This is a genomic window from Paenibacillus sp. FSL H3-0302 (assembly GCF_037982245.1).
In the GTDB taxonomy this organism is placed as follows: Bacteria; Bacillota; Bacilli; order Paenibacillales; family Paenibacillaceae; genus Paenibacillus_AQ; species Paenibacillus_AQ odorifer.
On the sequence record NZ_CP150284.1, the window covers coordinates 1,579,435 to 1,599,733 of the forward strand.

A 20,299-nucleotide genomic window follows, 5' to 3' on the forward strand; every position below is an offset into this window, starting at 1 on the left:
ATGAAGCAGCAGGTTGAACGAAACCTCACTCCAAGTCTGGAATGGTTATCAGACCCTTCCATTTATGCAATAGGCAGAGTGCACGCGCATTCTGACCATCGATATTACCAAACGAAAAATGAAGCCGAAGCGCTTGGAGAAATGCCCTGGCGCCACAGCCTGAACGGCAGCTGGAAATTTAGCTATGCCCAAAATGCCATGGAACGACAGGTTCATTTTTATAAGGAGAACGTGTCTTGCAGAGGCTGGAAGGATATTAAAGTTCCCGGTCATATCCAACTTCAGGGTTATGGACAGCCACAGTACGTGAATACGATGTATCCATGGGACGGTCATGAGCATCTTAGACCTCCAATGATCTCTGAGGACCACAATCCTGTAGGCAGCTATGTCAAATATTTTGAAGTTCCTGCGGGCTGGGAGCAACGTCCGGTGTATATATCTTTTCAAGGAGTTGAATCGGCTTTTTATATATGGCTAAACGGGGAATTTGTTGGCTATAGCGAAGATAGCTTTACACCGAGTGAATTTGATTTAACATCGTACTTGACGGAAGGTGAAAATAAGCTGGCGGTCGAAGTCTATCAGCGCAGCACGGGGAGTTGGTTGGAGGATCAGGACTTCTGGCGCTTTTCGGGAATCTTTCGTGAGGTGTATCTATACACCGTGCCGGATGTTCATGTGCGGGATCTCCACGTTCAAACCGATTTGGATGAAAAGTTTGAGCAAGGAACGCTGACGGCTGTCATGCAATTGATAGGTAATTCTGCCTCAAAAGTGCTCCTTGAGCTAAAGGATAGAGCAGGTAATCTTGTAGCTAGTGGGGAAAGTGAAGTTTCAGGAGATTCCCTTTCGCTTACGCTTGCGGCAACAAAGGTGCAGCTGTGGAGCGCAGAAGCTCCTAATCTGTATACCCTTTACGTCTCTGTTTACAACGCATCCGGGGATCTTGTAGAAGTTGTGCCGCAAAAAATTGGTTTTCGGAAATTCGAAATGATAGATAAGATTATGCACTTAAACGGCAAACGTATTGTATTTAAAGGCGTCAACCGACATGAGTTTAATCCGCGCTTTGGACGCAGCATTACAAAAGAAGATATGCTATGGGACATAAAAACCTTAAAGCAGGCGAACATCAACGCTGTGCGGACCTCGCACTATCCGAATATGACGCTCTGGTATGAGTTGTGTGATGAATACGGAGTCTATGTCATTGACGAGATGAATTTAGAGTCGCATGGATCATGGCAGAAAATGGGGGCAGTTGAGCCGTCTTGGAACATCCCCGGCAATAAGCCTGAATGGCAGGATATCGTGATGGATCGTGCGATTTCCATGGTAGAGAGAGACAAAAACCATCCCTCCATTCTAATTTGGTCCTGTGGGAACGAATCTTTTGCAGGAGAAGTAATTTTGAACGTAGCCAATTATTTTCGAGAGAAGGATCCTACTCGTTTGGTTCATTATGAAGGGGTGTTCCATAACCGTGAATATGATGATTCGAGCGATATGGAAAGCCGCATGTATGCGAAAGCGGCAGATATTGAAAGATATTTAACAGAAGATCCGTTAAAGCCATATATTAGCTGTGAATACATGCATGCGATGGGTAATTCCGTCGGGGGACTGCATAAATACACAGAGCTAGAGCAGAAGTATCCAATGTATCAGGGTGGATTTATCTGGGATTATATGGATCAGGTGATTATAAAAAATGATCGATACGGTAAGCCCTTCATGGCTTATGGAGGAGACTTTGATGACCGTTCAACCGATTACAACTTCTCCGGTAACGGAATTGTGTATGCGGATCGGAGATGGTCGCCAAAAATGCAGGAAGTGAAATTTCTGTATCAGAACGTCAAGCTGCTCCCGGACAGTCAGGGTTTTACAATCAGAAATGAAAACTTATTTGTGGGCTTGGATGCTTATGAATTACAATACGCTCTGAACTATGAGGGTAGGGTCATCCAGCGTGGAACTGTATTCGCTCAGGTTAATCCAGGCGAGGAAAAATATGTAGAAGTTGATCTACCCGATATCAAGAATCAGTCTGGCGAGTATAGCTTGGATGTTTCACTTGTCCTGAAGGAAGATTCATTATGGGCGAATAGCGGTTATGAAATCGCTTTTGGCCAGCATGTTTTTCAAGTGGCCAATACGTCAGCCGAGGAGTCTTTAACAGATGCTAAAATAACATCTGTCGTGAATGATTTTCGCGTGGTTGAAGGAGATGTGAATATTGGTGTACATGGTCGTGACTTCTCCGTAATGTTCTCAAAGCAGGCGGGTACATTAATTTCTGTTAAATATTCAGGACAGGAAATGATCTCTTCACCGCCGGCACCACTCTTCTGGAGAGCAATGACAGACAATGATAAGGGGGCAGGAATGCATTTCGACTCTTCCCCTTGGTATGCAGCAAGCTTGACCCGTAGAACGTTAAGCTTCGAGCTCGTGGAGGAGAAAGATCGTGCGACCGTGACTTACGTGTATAAGCTTAGTGTATTAGAGGAGGTACGTGTACGTGTAACTTACACAGTGTTCTCCGATGGAAGCATACAGGTGAAATCAAGCTACCATGGAGCAGCGGGTTTACCAAAGCTTCCACTCTTCGCTTTAAGCTTTAAGGTGCCAGCGGATTATCACCAGCTGAATTGGTATGCAAATGGGCCGGAAGAAAATTATATCGACCGTGCGTGTGGAGCAAGATTGTGTCGCTTCCAGAATCATGCGGTGGATAATGTGTCGTCCTATTTGGTGCCGCAGGAATCGGGCAACCGCACAGGTGTGCGCGAAGTATCCATTAAGAACGATTATGGTCAAGGCATTATAATATCGGCACCAGCTACAGCCCCTGTTGAAGCCAATATCTCGCCTTACTCGGCAATGGAGCTGGAGAATGCGACACATCATTATGAGCTGCCGAACGTTCACTATACCGTTGTTACCATTGCTGGACGTCAAATGGGCGTAGGCGGGGATGACAGCTGGGGAGCTCCAGTTCTTGATGAATATCAAATCAATCCATCCTTAGATATGGATTTTGAATTTACAATTCGCAGAGCATGATGATAAAAATTCAACAGGCTCGGCTCAACGTTAAATTTGAACCGAGCTTTTTTTTATGCTCGTTATAATCCCGTATAATTTGAGCTCAGTAAAACCTTATAAAGTCCTTAGATTTGCTATATATGATCAACGTATAGCAAATGAGAGGATGATATAGGATGGGAGAATATATTTTACAAACTAATAATTTATGCAAGAATTTTAGGGGGCAGTGTGCGGTTAATGATATCAGCATAACCGTAAAAACTAATTCGATTTATGGACTGTTAGGCCCAAACGGCGCAGGTAAATCGACGACTCTAAAAATGATAACAGGGATTCTTCGAGCGACGTCAGGACAAATTTTATTTGACGGTCATCCATGGACACGTAAGGATTTACTACACATTGGAGCGCTGATTGAGTCCCCGCCACTTTACGGGAATTTGACTGCTGCCCAAAATTTGAAGGTACATACGACAATATTAAACTTACCGGATTCTCGGATTCGGGAAGTTCTTGAAATTGTTGATTTAACAACAACAGGCAAAAAAAGAGCGGGACAATTCTCTATGGGCATGAAGCAACGTCTCGGGATTGCGATCGCCTTGTTAAATCAACCTAGACTCTTGATTCTGGATGAACCGACAAATGGGCTTGATCCGATTGGGATTCAGGAATTACGTGAGCTTATACGCTCATTTCCTGCACAAGGGATTACCGTCATCTTATCGAGTCATATTCTTCATGAGGTGGAGCAAATTGCCGATCATATTGGGATCATTAGTAATGGTGTTCTAGGGTATCAGAATGCAATATATCCTGGTGATGATTTGGAGAAATTGTTCATGGAAGTCGTGACTCGGAACAGACAGGAGGTAACAAGATGATCCACTATCTGTTATCCGAAAATCTTAAATTCAAACGAACATTTTCGCGAAAATTGATTGTTGCGGTGCCACTGTTTTTTCTTCTATTTTCATTTTTTACACAACAGAACCTGCAAACGGAAGACCACTATTTTATGGAAATGGTATTTAATTGGTGGCCGCTGTTATTCATGACCATAGGATCTGCTTTGTTGTCTACACTATCGAATAACAAGGATCGTAAGGCTGGAGGGTACCGTAGCTTAAGCAGTCACGGAATTAGTATCGCTAAACTTTGGCTCAGTAAAATAATTGTGGTGTCATATTATTTGTTGCTGTCTTCGCTGCTTCTTATTGTAGTAATGTACCTATCTGGTCTTTTGTTTCCTTTGGGTGCAGCACCCTTATCTGAAATTACAACAGCCGCTATTGTTGTTTGGTTGACCTCTTTGGGGATGATTCCAATCTATCTATTCTTAGCCGAACAATTTGGGGCGGTAGTATCTATTCTTGCAGGTCTGTTTGGGATGATTGTGAGTGTACTAGCAGCGGATCAACCTTCATGGATTTATGTTCCGTGGAGTTGGGCTTTAAGGTTAATGTGTCCCATTGTTGGTGTGCGTCCCAATGGTGTGGCTCTTTCAGCACAGGATGCTCTAAGAGACTCTTCGGTTATTTTACCTGGAATTGTGGTGTCGCTGGTATTCTTTTTGGTGACCCTCACCTTAACTAGCTGCTGGTTTAGTAGAAGAGAGGTGCGATAGAGATGGTGATACTCCGACTATTACAAGCTGAATGGTTGATGACTAAGCACACTGCAATTCGTTGGTTGATATTCCTTGTTCCTGTTCTATATCCGATGATGGTACTTTGGTATTTTTCACAGCGTGCGGATCAGCTTCACATCTATGATGGTTATTTTTCATTAATAGCCTTTGGGTTGCCTGTTGGGATAGGATTATTCTCTGCTTTAATGAGTGGTTTAGAGGAGGGGGCAGGGGGATTCTATAATCTATTAAGTGCTCTTTCACGTCCGAAGTGTTATATAAGAAAACTAGGGTTCATAATCTTGGCGATGATATGGATCGTATTCGGTTCAACATCAATTCTAATACTGGGCATGAAAAAAATTTTGCATATAGAGCGGATACAATATCTAATATTCTGGCAAGGAGCTTGTTGGGTAGTAGGCACTGCTCTAATCTTAATGATCTTTCATCTCATCTTAAGTTATGCTGGAGGCATGGGACTTTCTCTAACGGTGGGTAGTGCAGGTACGCTAATTGCAGCTATCGTAGGTGGAACAATTGTAGGCGATAAAGTGTGGTTATACATACCGTGGGCCTGGTCGATGCGGATGATTCAACTTCCCTTATTTTATGCTCAACCCAACGGGCTCATTGAAACGGAAGTATTGAAGCTGCAACTTATTCATTCCGTACCTGCTATACTTATTAGTACAATGGTAATGGCAGTGTTAGGCTTGATATGGTTTCATTACTTTCAGGGTAGGAAATCATATGAATAAATAGGAGTGAGGTCACTGGCTAATATTTTAATAATAGATGATGAACCTGATATTTTGGCGCTAGTAAATAATATTCTTAGCAAAGATCACCATAGGGTTACGATAAAAACAAGTGCACGACATATGCCTTTGAATGAGTACTCGACATTTGATTTAATCCTGTTGGACGTGATGATGCCAGATATCGATGGTTTTGAGCTCTGTACTCAAATCAGGGATATCGTAGACTGTCCGATTCTGTTTCTTACAGCTAAATCAATGGAAACGGATATTATGTTTGGACTTAGTGTAGGTGCAGACGACTATATCGTGAAGCCTTTTCGTGCAGGCGAGTTGAAGGCTCGGGTGAACGCTCATTTGCGGCGTGAAAATCGAGAGAAAAATCATATGTTAAGCGCATCTGGAGTGAAATTCAATCTCTCGGCAAAGGAGATTTTTGTTGATAAAGAGAAAATAAATCTCACTAAAAGTGAATATCAGATATGTGAATTTCTTGCTAGAAATAAAGGTCAGGTTTTTTCCAAAGAACAAATTTATGAATCGGTTTATGGCTATGACAGAGAAAGCGATAGCTCAACTATTACAGAACATGTGAAAAATATCCGCAGTAAGCTGAGTGCGAGGGAGGTTTCACCGATTGAAACCGTTTGGGGGATAGGTTACAAATGGGTGTGAAACGAATACGGCTCCGTACAGTCTTCATTCAATATTTATTATCATTAGGTGCGTGTACTCTATTATTGGCATTTCTGTGTTTAGGGGTATTTACTCTCTTAATGCAGTATGGAATGATTGTTCCAGCAAACCATACCGAGCAATCCATTGCAAAGTCTTGGGATGTTTTGCAGCGTGCTCCACAAATTACGGAAGAAATGATCCCTTGGGGAGCGGAATATGCGGTATTGGATCAGCAAAAGAACTATATTTCAGGAAATATTCCTAAAGAACGCGCTCTAGATATATTGCAGAAGAATCAAAGCAGTTGCAATCTCATGGGTACAAACTGCAGCGATGTGATTGAGCGGGAGCATGAGGTTATCGTACTGCAATATGCAATTGTACCGCAGTTCACCTCAAATTTTCTGCATAACACGCTGCCTAATCCGCAATTAACGCTATTGCTGTTTTTTGTAGTTCTGATGTTACTGGAAGTTATTCTGATTTCTGGATTTTTCGCTCGAAGACTGAGTCAAAAAATGGCTTCCTTGCAGGAAGCTGCACATCACATTGAAGCTAAAAATTTGGATTTTACTGTCGTGTATTCTGGGGTCAGTGAAATTGATGAGGTGCTATCATCCCTGGAACAGCTGAGAGAGGAATTGAAAAAGTCACTAGAACAGCAATGGAATCTGGAACAAATGAAAAAAGAGCAGATTTCTGCGCTTGCCCACGACATTAAGACTCCTCTTACGATTATTCAAGGAAATGCAGATTTGCTGATAGACTCAGATTTAGCAGAGAATCAGCAAGAATATATAGGGTATATTTCCAAAAATGCAGATCAAATCGAACAATACATGGCAACACTTATTGAGATTTCTAATACAAGAAAACAAATTTCTCCCCGCTCTAAATGGGTTGCAACGGATGCCTTTATCCAGCAAATTCGTATGCAGTTAGATGCGTTGGTTGTCCCTAAGCGTCTTCAGATAGAATTTCACCAGGACAATAATCTGCCCCCTGAGGTGTTGATTGACGATGAGCTACTTCATCGGGCTGTGATGAATGTACTCGCTAATGCGGTAGAGTATTCCCCGTATGAGAGTGTGATTTATTTGCAGGTTGAGGCAAAACAAGATCGGTGGAGTATAACGGTAACAGACAGTGGATCAGGATTTACGAGTGAAGGACTCCAATCAGCACTTAAGCAGTTTTATCGAGGGGACAGTAGCCGTACCTCCAAAAGTCACTATGGATTGGGACTTTATATTGCCGACACCATTGTCAGGCAGCATCAGGGCAGTCTGCATATTAGCAATTCTACCCTCACGGGTGGAGGTCAAGTTCGAATCGACGTCCCAGTTCGTGGAGTTAGGTAGAGGTTTATTACACCTCTTAGAATAACATTGGATAAAACTTCTGGTTTATCTGATGAAATTCTAAGGGGTGTATTTTTTATGACGATCAAAACCAAATTCTCAATTGTTGGAAAAGTAGATTAAAATATTGATTGCTATATACAATTAAATACAATAAAGTTGTCATATAGAGGATAATTTTGTCGATTTTTCTGCAAAAATGTTCCAATCCACATTGTATCAGGTGACATTAGGGTCTATGAGGTTCAAATCCTCTTCCTGAAAAAGACATAAGAAAGTGGTGCGCATAATGAGTAGCAACAGATTTGAAAACAAAGTAGTTATTATTACGGGTGCTGGTACCGGAATCGGAAAAGCTACAGCATTGAGAGTAGCAAGAGAGGGTGGTACTGTAGTAGTTGCCAATCGATCAGATGCTGGCGCTAACACAGTCGAAGAAATCAAAGCTTTAGGTGGAGAAGCGCTGTTTGTGCGGTCAGACGTTTCAGTTGAAGCAGACTGCAAAAATATCGTAGATCAAACCTTAGCAGCTTATGGAAAGATTGATTGCCTTTATAATAACTCAGCAATTACAGGAGATAATGCGGATGTTACAGAATATGATCCGATATTGTTTCAAAAGGTGATTCAGACAAATCTTAATGGCCAATTCTACATGTTGCATTATGCATTACCACATATGAAATCCGGTGCTTCCGTTCTAAACTGTTCCTCCTTGCATGGTATTTTTATTGGGATGGCAAATGATGCAGCTTATTCAGCAAGTAAACACGCCATTGTGGGCATGACTAAATCGGTTGCTAAAGAAGTGGGTCACCGTAATATCAGAGTAAATGCTATTTGCCCTGGTCCTATTCCTACACCAACCATGAACAGATACGAAAAGCTGTTGTCTGATGATGTAGAGATGCTTCAATCTCTTATCGCTTCTGGAACGGCTTTGGGCAGATATGGTACGCCTGAGGAAGTAGCTGCTTTTGCATGTTTCCTTCTAAGTGATGAGGCTTCATTTATTACAGGTACAGCACATGTGATTGACGGGGGCTACTCCGCAACTAAGTAATTAGACGGATTAATTTACTTATATAAGCATCTAGTATTGAAGGCTTTGCGGCGTATTCCTGTTCGAATATCCTGTAGGATGAATGGACTGGAGTTGGAAGGCGCACGCAGAGCCTTTTTTAGTTGTTTCTAAACGATAACGGAATTACACAATTGTGTATGAAATTAAGGCAAATATAACCATGAATATGTTGGAATTTGTAGAAATTTGTATTTTAATATAAATAAAAAAAGAAATTTGTCGATAATAATATAGGTAATAGGTATGAGTTAAAATATATTAGAAAGGATGTTGCAATAAAACGATACAGGAAATAGATGTCATTAACTATTGATTGTAACGATATGGCATCATTTAAACAAGGCAGTTTGTTCCAAACCCAGTTGCCAAAAGTAGAAGTTACTGAAAAGCCTGGGCAGAAATTTTTTGTCTGTTGGAGTTACATACATTACTTTCTATTATTAAAAAATAACTATTAAAACTTGGAGGAATACAATTATGTCATACACAATTAAGTACAACAAAAGTGAAAACCACATCGATGTAGTATCTATCGATTTTTCTGCTGAGGATGTTCCAGGATACTTGAAAGATTTTGAGAATATCATGAAGCTTGTTAGTCCTAAATTTACGGGTACAACTGATGTAACTGAATCTGCAAGTGTACTTTCCCCTGAAGTTGCAGCAATGTTGGCTCCAACAGGTGAGATGGCGAAAGCAGCTGGCCAAGCAGGATGGGCTTATGTAACTAAAAACCCAATTTGGAAAATGCAATTGAAACGTATTTTTGGCAGAGATTTTGCTGATGCTTACGATACCTATGAAGAAGCTAGAACAGTACTGAAAAAATTGCAATAATCTAATAAATAGAGTTAGCAAAAAGTGCGGAGAGCTTTCTCCGCACTTTTTGTTTTATCTATATTTAAAATTGAAAATCTTCATCCTTCAGTGGCTCCACATTAAGCGCCCGGACATATCCGTTGCCTTTCTTCGAGAAGAAGTCATGCTGCTTGGTGTGGGTGCTGATCCCGTTCTGTACAATCGGGTTGATCTCTTCCTCGTCAAATAGCGGATCATGGCCCAGATTCATCATCGCTTTATTGGCATTGTATCTTAGGAAAGTCTTAACCTCTTCCACCAATCCGATAGGGGCATAGATCTGCTCGGTATAACGCTCTTCATTCTCATGCAGCAGTCGAAGCAATTCTACCAGCGTATGGTGAAGTTCGCGTTGCTCGTCTTCTGGGAGCCCGTCAAAGATCTCCTGTGCCAGCACACCGACATATACCCCATGGATGCTCTCATCCCGTAGAATAAGGTCGATGATCTCACCGCTGCAAGTCATTTTGCCCTGCCCAGCCAGATATAGGGGATAGAAGAAACCACTGTAGAACAAGTAGCTCTCGAGCAGCACGGAGGCTGCCATGGCGAGGTACAGGTCTTTTGGTGAGTCTATGTTTTTGTAATATTGTGAGATGGTCTCCGCTTTGAACTGGAGGAAGGGGTTCTCTTCTACCCAGCGGAATACACTGTCGATCTCCTCTGTAGAGGACAAAGTGGTGAAAATACTGCTGTACGATTTGGCGTGAATTTGTTCCATCATACCCATGAAGCCCAGTACGGCTTTGCGTTGAAGGCCTTCGACATGCTCCATAATCTGTGGCATTCCGACTCCGCCTTGAATCGTATCCAGCAGTGTCAGACCGCCCAGCACCTTCATATAGGAGTCCTTTTCTTGCTCACTGAGCGTGAGCCAGGACATTTTATCATCGGATAATGGAATTTCATCGTCCGTCCAGAATTGCATAATGTTCTGATTCCAGAACATCAATGAGAAATCGTCGTCGGGACGGTTCCAGTTAACGGCTTGGATAGCGGTCATAATATTGCAATCTCCTTTTCTGCGGCTATAGCCTTCCTTTTAGATCGAGCAGGTGAGGCATTCCTCGACGGACAGCTTTTTGGTCCGGGTGTAATACAGCGACTTCAAGCCTTTATGCGCCGCATACAGGTAGGAGCGGGCCAGTTCTCTGGTGGAAACATCACTGTTAACATGCAGAACGGTCGAGATACCCTGGTCGATATGGGGCTGAATTTCCGCGATCAGATCGATTACCTTGAACTGGTCCATCTGATAAGCCGATTTATAGAAAAATACATTGTCCGGCCGCAGGTACGGCATCGGATAATAAGTAGTTGAATTAGCGTAAGTCCGAGTCTCAATCTGCTCAACAATCGGCATAACGCTTGAAGTGGCGTTTTGGATATAGGAAATGCTGGCTGTTGGCGCAATTGCCAAACGGTAAGCATGGTATAGGCCATTTGTTTTTACTGCATCCCGCAATTGTTCCCAGTCTGCTGGGGATGGGATATAAATATCTCCGAATAATTCTTGTACCCTTGGGGTAACCGGGCGGTAATCGGTAGTCAGGTAACGCTCGAAATAAGCTCCCGTAGCATAATCAGAAGCCTCAAATCCATGGAAAGATCGGCCCGTGGCGGCAGCGATTTCCATGCTTTTCTCCAGCGAGTGGAAATTCATAGTCATAAAGAAGGTCCGGGCAAAATCGCGGGCCTGCTCGCTTTCATAAGCAATGTTGTTCTTAGCCAGATAGCCGTGCAGATTCATGACGCCAAGACCGACAGAGTGCATTTCCTTGTTTGCTTTGGCTACGCCTGGGGCATTGGAAATACTGGTCATATCGCTAACAGCGGTCAGGGCGATCATGCCCTCATGTACGGATTCACGGATTTTGCCATGTTCCATCACGTTAACAATGTTCAAGGAAGCCAGATTGCAGCTTACATCGCGGCGGATTGTACTCTCCTGTCCGTAGTCGGCAATCTCTGAGGTCTCCTGCAGCTGAAAGATTTCAGTACAAAGGTTGGACATTTTGATCTGTCCGACGTTTTTCAGGGCATGGGCCGCATTGGCATTGCTCTTGTTCATGATATATGGATAGCCAGATTCCAGCTGGATCATGGCAATTTTGGTCAGCATATCCCGTGCGCTCATAGCTTTCTTCTTTTTGACACGTGGATCGGCCAGCAGCTTATCATACATGTCATCCAGATCCATATCGTCGAGATGCGTGCCGTAGGCTTTGTACACACTGTAAGGAGCAAATACATGCAGCGCTTCATTGTCCTTCGCCAGCTTATAGAAGCGGTTTGGAATAATCAGGCCGATGGACAGGGTTTTGAGTCTTGTTTTTTCGTCGGCGTTGATCTTCTTGCTGTCAAGGAATTCCAGAACGTCCCAGCCAAAAATGTTGTAATAGGCTGCTCCTGATCCTTTACGTTGACCCATCTGATCTGCATAGGAGAAGCCGTCTTCCATCAGCTTGAGTACAGGTATAATTCCCTTCGCAGCATCCTCAACACCCTTGATAGTTTCACCACGGGAGCGTAGCTTGGATAGGTTAACGGCCACACCGCCACCGATCTTCGACAACTGCATGCAGGTATTCAGCACATAGTTGATGGAATTGAGCGAGTCGTCCATTTCGATTAGGAAGCAGGAGACGAGCTCACCACGCCGGCTCTTACCGGCATTTAAGAAGGTTGGTGTCGCAGGTTGCAGGCGCTGTTCCATCATCGAACGGGCAAGTACCCCCGCAGTATCGGCGTTGCCGCGTCCCAGGTGAAGGGCGACTGCCGCCACACGGTCCGGGTAATGCTCCAGATATTGTTTACGGTCATTGGTTTTTACAGCGTAATCCGTGTAGAATTTCGAAGCTGCCATATAAGATGGAAAACTGAAGTTGTAGGCATGGCTAATCTGGTAGACTTCTTCAATTTCCGCCGTGCTGTACTGATCGTAAAAATTCTCGTAGAAATCCTGTTCAATCATATAATCAACCTTGGCTTTTGTATTCGCAAAAACCAGACTCCGGCGCTCTACATCCCGCATAAATTCGGCTACTGCCTCAAGATCTTTGTCTAACTGAAAGAAGCCACTTTCGTCTCTCTTCATCAACATGTTGTTTAATTCAATATGCCGCAACCCGGCTCACCTCCTGTTTAATCCGTTCTACATCGCCAAATGTACCCGATAACTCAAATTTACCGATAACGGGCACGTTATACCGATCTGAAATCAAGTCCGCGCTGTGCGCGAACAGCTCGCCCCAGTTCTTATTGCCGCTGGCGGCGATGCCCTTCAGATTGGCATTATTGTTCTTCAAGAAAGTAGACACCTTTTCTGGAATCTGTCCAAAGCCGGTGGTATATGTAATAAGCACATAGGGCTCATCAATCGTCATATGCTCCTCAATCTGCACAGCCGGCAACTTAAGTTTGCTGATGAAGCGTCTGACATTTCCTGTTTTTGAATCATACGCGACTAGCATGGTGTCTGTCCCCCTGTAAATATTAAAAACTATTGAAAATAGTATGAAAACTGAATGGATAAGCTATAAATTCTGAAAAATCGTATCTATACTATATTTAGTGTGCGTTGTTTATTTTAATTACTATATGTTGAAAAGTCAATATGGGAACAGCAGTCTTAATAGCTGGGAAAGTGTCTCGTAAGCGGTTTTTTGGTAGACTTTTAGGGCAGAAAGACCGGAGTATTAGCATTTTGCTAGTTTAAAAATAAAAATAAAAAAATTGCAGGAATAAGGGTGATACTTAGGGATGCTGCTGAGGGTGATGGCAAGCCAATAAATCTGCAAGGAACAGAGCCTGCTCCTTGCAGATTTATTGGCTTTATTTTTGCGAAGTGGGATTATTCTTAATAATCTCTTGATCTCAAGAACGGTTGTTCACTCCGAGGCTTCGGTCAGATGGTGAATCTGCTTTAAGTTGCTGCATGTATTCCCTGGGGGAAATTCCGGTTACCTTTTTGAAAACTTTACTGAAATAGAAGGCACTCTCATATCCCAGCTTCTGTGAGATTTCGTAGATGCGACCTTCCCCACGTGCCATCATTTCTTTGGCTGTCGTGATTTTGATCTCCGTGATATATTCCACATAGTTGACCTTGGCAACCTTGGAGAAAAGGTGGCTCAGATAGTTGGGACTGAAATTGAAGACATCAGCCACTTGATTGAGCGAGAGCTTAGTTCCGAGATTTCGTTTAATATACTCTTGGACATTTTTGACGAGCTGCTCCTTGTAGCTTTGTCTGCGGGTAGAGAGGATGTCTGAGCAACCGTCCCGGAACTGGATCAGCCAGCCAGCGATCTCTTCAATTGTATGCATCTGGTAGATAGCCCGGTAGCCCTCCGGTTCATTTTCGAAAATTTGTTCCACAATGTTCTCACCGTCTGCGAGCAGTGAAGTGGCCATGTACAGAATGTTGCAGGCGGCATCAGTGGCGGGAACCAGCAGGTCGGCCCGGCCGTCGAAGATTTCGATCATTTTGGAGATAATGGCGTATAAAGCTTGGGTATCCATTTCTTCAAAAGCACGGCGGATCTCTGTACGCAATTCGGAGAAATCAAACAACAGATGATCCTGCTCCAGCGACTCTCCTTCGGCAAAAAACACAAACGACTGTGCTTTAACCGCAGCAGGAAGCGCTTTTCGGGCAGCGAGGTAGCTTTCCCGCAGCAAATAAGGATCCTCGACCGCAAAGCCGATCGCGCCGATGATCCTTACATTAAAGTAGTTATGAAGTATGGAGGCCATATGGGTCAATAGCATTTCAATCTCAGGCATCCATTGCCGTGAATCCGTCCCGTTGACGGGCAGGGTTACAGCAAAATTGCGCAAGTCCAGACTGGTCACATAACAAGGTCTTATGGAAGTAAGCGTATCTTTAGCCATTTGGACGGTACTTGAGCACAGAGCAACCATTTTATCGCCGCGGGGCGGGACACTGTCTGGTCCCAAAATACGGCAAGTGCAGACTAGATAAGCAGGTTCCTTGAGCTCAAGGTTTAAATCATCTCTCTGCAAAAGGTACTGGTTTTTATTTGCGAATAAGTTATTGAACAGGCGGATGAAAAATTTATCGCGTTGAGCTTGTAGATTGCCTCTATGAGCAAGCATGGGATAGCTGTCTAGGGTTTGAAAAGCCTCCAACTGGGAAATTGCTTTCCGAATGGAGGCATCAAGTGCCTCTGGTGTCAGTTCTAGCTTCACTAGATAATCTGTGGCTTGCACTTCAATCGCTCCACGCGCGTATTCGAATTCCTCGTAGCTTGTTAAGATGATGAACAGCGGAAGCCGGCCGTGTTTTTTGCGTACCGCACTGGCAACTTCTAAGCCGCTTTTAATTGGCATTTTTATATCGCTGATTACGATGTCAGGACGTAGGGTGTCAATCATTTCTTCCTCTTGAGCCCCGTTGTGTGCAATGCCGACAATTTCTATATTATATTGCTCCCACTTCAGCATGGACTGCAAGCCGATGCAGACCAGCGCCTCGTCATCAGCAATTAACAACTTGATCAATTCCATCACATCCTTGCTTGATATGCTACTCTATTCCTTTTGCAGGAACGGCAGAAGAATCTTCATCCGGGTATATTGGCCCGACTCACTCTCAATCGAAAGACCGTAATTATCCCCAAATGCCAGGCGCAAACGTTCATTTACGCTGCGGAGTCCAATATTCTCGGGCATTTCTTTGCTTCCATCACCTGGATTCGACAGAATCGTGGAGATTTCTTCTTCCTTCATCCCTACACCATTGTCTTCAATCGTAACTAGAATATCGGCGAATCCACTTTTGGTCACCTTAATGAGAATTTCTCCTCTGCCTTTGGGCTCAATGCCATGGAAGATGGCGTTCTCGACCAGGGGCTGGAGCGTGAATCGTGGAATTAGGCCGGTTAGCAGTTCCTCGTTGTCAATCTCCTTTACCATAGAGACCGTACTGCCATAGCGGTATTTCTGAATTAGAAAATAATCATCCAGCAGGCTCAGCTCATCTTTCAGCGGCATTAGTCTACGGTTGTCTTTGGCGATGCTGCGCAGCAGTCTGGATAGTGAAGTGGTCATTTCCGCGATGCCGGTAGCATTCTGAATTGTAGCCATCCATTTGATCGAATTTAGTGTGTTGTACAGGAAATGGGGATTGATCTGACTCTGCAGCATCCGGTATTCCAGCTCCTGCTTCTGTTTCTCGTCAGCGAGCCGGCTGTCCATAAGCGCTACGATATCTTGGGACAGGCGGTTAATGCCCCGGCCGACATCGCCAAGCTCGCTGTTCCATTCGATATTGCGGTCCAGCAGGAAATTGCCCTGGGCGATCTTATCAATCCGCTTCTTCAGTTTTTCCACCGGAAGACTGATGGTACGGGTCAGATACAGCGTAATGATAGCGCTTAAGACAATAACCAGGAGACAGACGCCGAGCATAACCAGAATCCATATATTTGTCTTGGGAGCGAACAGGTCATTGGATAAAGTCTGTGACAGAATGACTCCGCTGCGTACGGGATAAGATACCACGATATGGCTCTCTTTCTCGTCCTCGAGCTTGACCATGGACAGCTCAGTTTGTGGACCGACAGGTTTATCATTGGTATAGGCCACCGGTTCATACGGCTCTGCAATGGCGATGACCTGATCGCCGATGAGCTGATAATGATGATTGCCGAGCGTCAGCAGCAGCCGGGAATTCTTCGGCAGGGAGTACCCTTTCAGCTTGTCGGTAATAACAGTGGTATTCGCTAACAGGTACACTGTTCCAACGCGGGAAGCTCCTTTGCCGTAAATAGGAAAAACAAAAGGAATTCCGTTTGTGTTGGAGAGCGGGTCCTTGATCACCCGGTCCCATTTCTCCTCGGCATCGTTGCTAAGGCCGGTAATTTGACCGATATTGTGTATGGTAAGCGGAACAGAGGTGCCGGTTTTATCCACCTGCAGAAACTTTCCGTTGCTATCCGTAACAATCAGACGGCGGGCATAGCTGTTGGAGCGGTTGTTCAGGAAGTCCTGCTGCATCGAGTTGAATACATTAACTGCTTCCTTAGAGCTAGCCTTAGGTGAGCTGAAGTAGTCTGTGATCAGGGTATTAGTAGAAGAGTTAGTGCTGCAGGTCATCGCCAGCGATGACAGATCAATTAAATCCTGTTCAATAATATGGGATACCAGCTGCAGATTGAATTCGGTCGCCTGGATGGTTGTTTTACGCTGATAATAAGTAATTAATTCATAGCTAAAAAAAGACAACAGCGACGCTATCAGCAGTGCGAATACGGCCATGAGCAGAATAATGCGACTTTTAATGGTGGATTTTCTTACCGTATTTAACACTCCTCTACAAAATGTGAAAACATATAAAGCGTTTTCATATACCATAGCATATTCCTGCGTTCCGATACAGGGGGAGGTACATAAGCTGAATATTTTACATGTTTTAGATAGAAAATTACAGGTTTGAACCGGAGCAGGGAAGAAGAACACAGAAAAGTGAATGAACTTTGTTTGATAATGCATGCCATTCTTGCGAAAAAAGCTATAAACTTTGAACTAAGCTCAGAAGAGCCGATCGTAGTTACACAATCAGAAGAAAAGGGGATATTTAAATGAAACTGAAAAGATTCTATGGCATAACCCTCGCCACAGTATTCTCCATGAGTCTGTTGGCTGGATGTTCTGGTAATAACAACAACGAAGGTGCTGCTGCAACGACAGCTCCAGCAACGGGGAATTCTGCAAACGCTTCCGCTGAACCGAGCCAGGAGCCTGTGACTTTGAAATGGGCCTTGTGGGATTGGGAAGCTACCGCTTACTACAAGCCGCTAATCGATGCCTATAAAGCTGAGCATCCGAATGTAACAATCGAATATGTCGATCTGGGGTCGACGGACTATATGACCATGTTAAGCACACAACTGTCCGGTGGCGCAGATCTGGACGTACTTACAATTAAAGATATTCCGGGCTACTCGAACCTTGTGAAACAGAATCACCTGGAGCCGCTTAAAAGCTTTATGAGTGGCAACGCTATTGATCCTTCGGTATATGGAGGTACTGTAGAACAAATCGAAGTGAACGATGAGGTGTATGCGCTTCCTTTCCGCAGCGATTTCTGGATTCTCTACTACAATAAAGATTTGTTCGACAAAGCAGGCGTGGAATATCCAAGCAATGATATGACATTCGAGCAATATGATGAGTTGGCCAGAAAAATGACATCTGGCAGCGGTTCTGAAAAAGTGTACGGAGCTCACTACCATACTTGGCGTAGTGCGGTTCAACTGTTCGGTATTCTGGACGGCAAGAACACTGTTGTTGACGGAAACTACGATTTCTTGAAGCCAACCTATGAGCGGATCCTGAAAGAACAGGAAGACGGCATCGTAATGGATTACGCCACACTGAAGACTTCAAGCACGCACTATTCTGGCGTATTCTACAATAATTCCGTTGCTACTATGAACATGGGCAGCTGGTTTATCGCTACACAAATTGAGAAAGTGAAGAGCGGCGAGTCCCAATCGGCTAACTGGGGCATTGCGAAATACCCTCATCCGGATGGTGTGGAAGCCGGTACAACCCTGGGTACAATTACTTCCCTAGCTGTAAATCAGAAATCCAAACATAAAGAAGCAGCACTTGATTTCATGAAATTCGTGACTGGTGAAGAAGGAGCTAAAGTCATTGCTTCCACCGGAACCATTCCAGCGATTAAGAATGATGAAGTTATCAATTCCATTACTTCCATCGAGGGCTTCCCTACGGATGAGAACAGCAAAGCGGCACTGACTACTGTTAAGACTTATCTGGAAATGCCTATGCATGAAAAGAGCGCAGACATCGAAGTTATTTTGAATGAAGCGCATGACAATATTATGACTAAAAATGCTTCGATTGACGAAGGTTTGGATGATATGAATGCTCGCGTACAGCAGCTCTTGAATAATTAACCTTAAGAGAGCCGGTTCTAAGGGCGGGTGAAAGCCCGCCTTTTATATTAAAAACTATAGATTTGTGGGGAAAGTTTTAGAAGGTTTGGAGGAGAAAGAATGCAGAACGAAACCATATTGGGTACAAAAAAGATCCCTAAACGTCATTTGTCAAAAGGTGTCCGGGAAAACCTGGTAGCTTACAGCTTCATTGCGCCGAACTTTATCGGATTTGCCCTGTTTACACTGGTACCTATGTTTTTTGCCTTTATCCTTGCTTTTGTGAAATGGGACGGGGCCAATCCAATGAAGTTTATCGGGCTGGACAATTTCACCCGGTTGATCAGAGATACAACATTTCACAAAGCATTATGGAATACCATTGTTTACACTATTGGCGTAGTACCGTTCACCATGATTGTCGCGCTGGCGCTGGCGATTCTGCTTAATCAGAAGATAATGGCCCGCAATTTCATGAGAACCGTATTCTTTTTCCCTTATGTAGCATCCCTGGTAGCCGTTGCTGCCGTATGGAACTTTATCTTCAGTCCTACGATGGGTCCGATCAACAATATCCTGCATACCCTTACCGGTATCCCGCTGGAGGATCTTCCCCGCTGGGCAGCGGATAAACACTGGGCGATGTTCACAGTAATACTGTTTACAGTGTGGAAAAACATGGGTTATTACATGGTTATTTACTTGGCAGGTCTTCAGGGCATCAACCCTGAATTGTATGAGGCTGCTGAACTTGATGGTGCGGGCGCGTGGAGAAGATTCCGCAATGTGACGGTCCCTCAACTGGCGCCTACCTCTTTCTTTGTTCTGATGATTCTAGTCATCAATTCGTTCAAAGTCTACGATATCTTTATCAACCTATTTGCCGGCGCCGATAACCAGTTGAATGATTCTACAAGGGTTATGGTGTATCAAATCTACAATACGGCGTTCCGCTCGCTTGATTACGGATATGCCAGCGCCATGGCCATTGTATTGTTTCTGCTGGTACTTGGCATCACCATCGTCCAGTTCCGCGGCGAGAAGAAATACGGACAATAGGAGGATTCAAAAGATATGGTTGGTAAAAGTAAAGGACTTCGAATCAGCATTATGGTTCTTGTGTATATTTTGTTGTTTGCGACAGTACTGGCGATGCTGGTTCCGTATATATGGATGTTGTCTTCTTCACTCAAGATGAACAAAGATGTCTTTTCCTTCCCAATGCAGTGGATTCCACAGAATCCGCGCTGGGAGAATTTCGCGGATATCTGGACACGCATTCCGCTGGGCCGTTTTATTTACAATACGGCGAAACTATCGATTATCGTAACGATTCTACAACTACTGACTTCCAGCTTTGCTGCGTACGCGTTCTCCAAACTGCATTTCCGGGGAAAAAACATTCTATTCCTTGGATATATTGCAACGATTGCGATCCCTTGGCAGGCTTACATGGTGCCGCAATTTATCCTGATGCGTTACATGGGACTTAACAATACGCATTTGGCAATCATACTGCTGCAGGCATTCTCGGCATTTGGAGTATTTCTGATGCGCCAGTTCTATCAAGGTGTTCCGGATGAATTATGCGAAGCTGCCCGTATTGACGGCTTGAGCGAATATGGAATTTGGGCGCGAATCATGCTGCCGTTGTCCAAGCCAGCCTTGTCTACATTGACGATCTTCACCTTTGTCGCTACCTGGAATGACTTCCTAGGGCCAATGATTTATCTGACAGATACGAAACTCAAGACTATCCAAATCGGACTAAGAATGTTCATCTCGCAATATTCCGCCGAATATGGCCTGATTATGGCCGCGAGTGTGGTGTCCATTATTCCGGTTGTAATTGTTTTCCTGGCTCTGCAAAAGTACTTTGTACAAGGTGTTGCAGCATCGGGCATTAAGGGCTAGAACCGTATTTGACCTGGCAGTTGCAT

The 20,299-nt window shown here is 44.0% G+C and carries 16 protein-coding genes; 11 read left to right on the plus strand and 5 right to left on the minus strand.

Annotation, left to right across the window (positions count from 1 at the left end; genetic code table 11):
- The 8 genes from MHH50_RS07040 (at position 1) to MHH50_RS07075 (ending at position 9,408) form a co-directional block, all read left to right on the plus strand.
- A complete protein-coding gene (locus MHH50_RS07040; RefSeq protein WP_340034121.1) occupies positions 1–3,072 on the plus strand; it encodes a glycoside hydrolase family 2 TIM barrel-domain containing protein in 3,072 nt (1,023 codons plus the stop codon).
- A gap of 158 nt (positions 3,073–3,230) precedes the next feature.
- A complete protein-coding gene (locus tag MHH50_RS07045) occupies positions 3,231–3,941 on the plus strand; it encodes a lantibiotic protection ABC transporter ATP-binding protein (RefSeq protein ID WP_312148672.1) in 711 nt (236 codons plus the stop codon).
- Positions 3,938–4,684 (plus strand): lantibiotic immunity ABC transporter MutE/EpiE family permease subunit, encoded by a 747-nt coding sequence (locus MHH50_RS07050; protein WP_340034122.1) that lies wholly within the window; start codon positions 3,938–3,940, stop codon positions 4,682–4,684. Before MHH50_RS07045 ends, MHH50_RS07050 begins: the two co-directional genes overlap by 4 nt.
- A gap of 2 nt (positions 4,685–4,686) precedes the next feature.
- Positions 4,687–5,448, plus strand: a complete 762-nt coding sequence (locus MHH50_RS07055) for a lantibiotic immunity ABC transporter MutG family permease subunit (protein WP_340034123.1) — start codon at positions 4,687–4,689, stop codon at positions 5,446–5,448.
- 15 nt (positions 5,449–5,463) lie between these two features.
- On the plus strand, positions 5,464–6,123 hold the full coding sequence (locus tag MHH50_RS07060) for a response regulator transcription factor (protein WP_076125504.1): 660 nt from the start codon (positions 5,464–5,466) through the stop codon (positions 6,121–6,123).
- Positions 6,124–6,236: 113 nt separating this feature from the next.
- The gene (locus MHH50_RS07065) at positions 6,237–7,487 is read left to right on the plus strand and encodes a HAMP domain-containing sensor histidine kinase (RefSeq protein ID WP_340034124.1); all 1,251 of its coding nucleotides are present in this window, start codon (positions 6,237–6,239) and stop codon (positions 7,485–7,487) included.
- 289 nt (positions 7,488–7,776) lie between these two features.
- On the plus strand, positions 7,777–8,550 hold the full coding sequence (locus tag MHH50_RS07070) for an SDR family NAD(P)-dependent oxidoreductase (protein WP_036675873.1): 774 nt from the start codon (positions 7,777–7,779) through the stop codon (positions 8,548–8,550).
- 498 nt (positions 8,551–9,048) lie between these two features.
- Positions 9,049–9,408: a hypothetical protein gene (locus MHH50_RS07075; protein WP_036675871.1), complete on the plus strand. Its 360-nt coding sequence runs from the start codon at positions 9,049–9,051 to the stop codon at positions 9,406–9,408.
- Positions 9,409–9,472: 64 nt separating this feature from the next.
- Here MHH50_RS07075 and nrdF read toward each other — a convergent pair whose 3' ends face one another.
- From nrdF to MHH50_RS07100, 5 genes are all read right to left on the minus strand, one after another.
- The gene (gene nrdF, locus MHH50_RS07080; RefSeq protein WP_076192948.1) at positions 9,473–10,432 is read right to left on the minus strand and encodes a class 1b ribonucleoside-diphosphate reductase subunit beta; all 960 of its coding nucleotides are present in this window, start codon (positions 10,430–10,432) and stop codon (positions 9,473–9,475) included.
- Between the two features lie 39 nt (positions 10,433–10,471).
- On the minus strand, positions 10,472–12,556 hold the full coding sequence (gene nrdE / locus MHH50_RS07085) for a class 1b ribonucleoside-diphosphate reductase subunit alpha (RefSeq protein ID WP_340034125.1): 2,085 nt from the start codon (positions 12,554–12,556) through the stop codon (positions 10,472–10,474).
- A complete protein-coding gene (gene nrdI / locus MHH50_RS07090; protein WP_340034126.1) occupies positions 12,543–12,902 on the minus strand; it encodes a class Ib ribonucleoside-diphosphate reductase assembly flavoprotein NrdI in 360 nt (119 codons plus the stop codon). The genes nrdE and nrdI overlap by 14 nt, the downstream gene beginning before the upstream one ends.
- 403 nt (positions 12,903–13,305) lie before the next feature.
- Positions 13,306–14,955 carry a helix-turn-helix domain-containing protein gene (locus MHH50_RS07095; protein WP_076125388.1) on the minus strand — a complete coding sequence of 550 codons (1,650 nt, stop codon included), beginning with the start codon at positions 14,953–14,955 and terminating at the stop codon, positions 13,306–13,308.
- Positions 14,956–14,985: 30 nt separating this feature from the next.
- Complete coding sequence (locus MHH50_RS07100; RefSeq protein ID WP_340034127.1) at positions 14,986–16,713, minus strand: sensor histidine kinase; 1,728 nt, start codon at positions 16,711–16,713, stop codon at positions 14,986–14,988.
- Between the two features lie 323 nt (positions 16,714–17,036).
- Between MHH50_RS07100 and MHH50_RS07105 the strand changes: the two genes are divergently transcribed.
- The 3 genes from MHH50_RS07105 (at position 17,037) to MHH50_RS07115 (ending at position 20,273) form a co-directional block, all read left to right on the plus strand.
- On the plus strand, positions 17,037–18,380 hold the full coding sequence (locus MHH50_RS07105) for a sugar ABC transporter substrate-binding protein (protein WP_036675860.1): 1,344 nt from the start codon (positions 17,037–17,039) through the stop codon (positions 18,378–18,380).
- Between the two features lie 99 nt (positions 18,381–18,479).
- Positions 18,480–19,418 (plus strand): sugar ABC transporter permease, encoded by a 939-nt coding sequence (locus MHH50_RS07110; protein ID WP_036675858.1) that lies wholly within the window; start codon positions 18,480–18,482, stop codon positions 19,416–19,418.
- Between the two features lie 15 nt (positions 19,419–19,433).
- Positions 19,434–20,273 carry a carbohydrate ABC transporter permease gene (locus MHH50_RS07115; RefSeq protein WP_081383301.1) on the plus strand — a complete coding sequence of 280 codons (840 nt, stop codon included), beginning with the start codon at positions 19,434–19,436 and terminating at the stop codon, positions 20,271–20,273.
- The last annotated feature ends 26 nt before the right edge of the window (positions 20,274–20,299 follow it).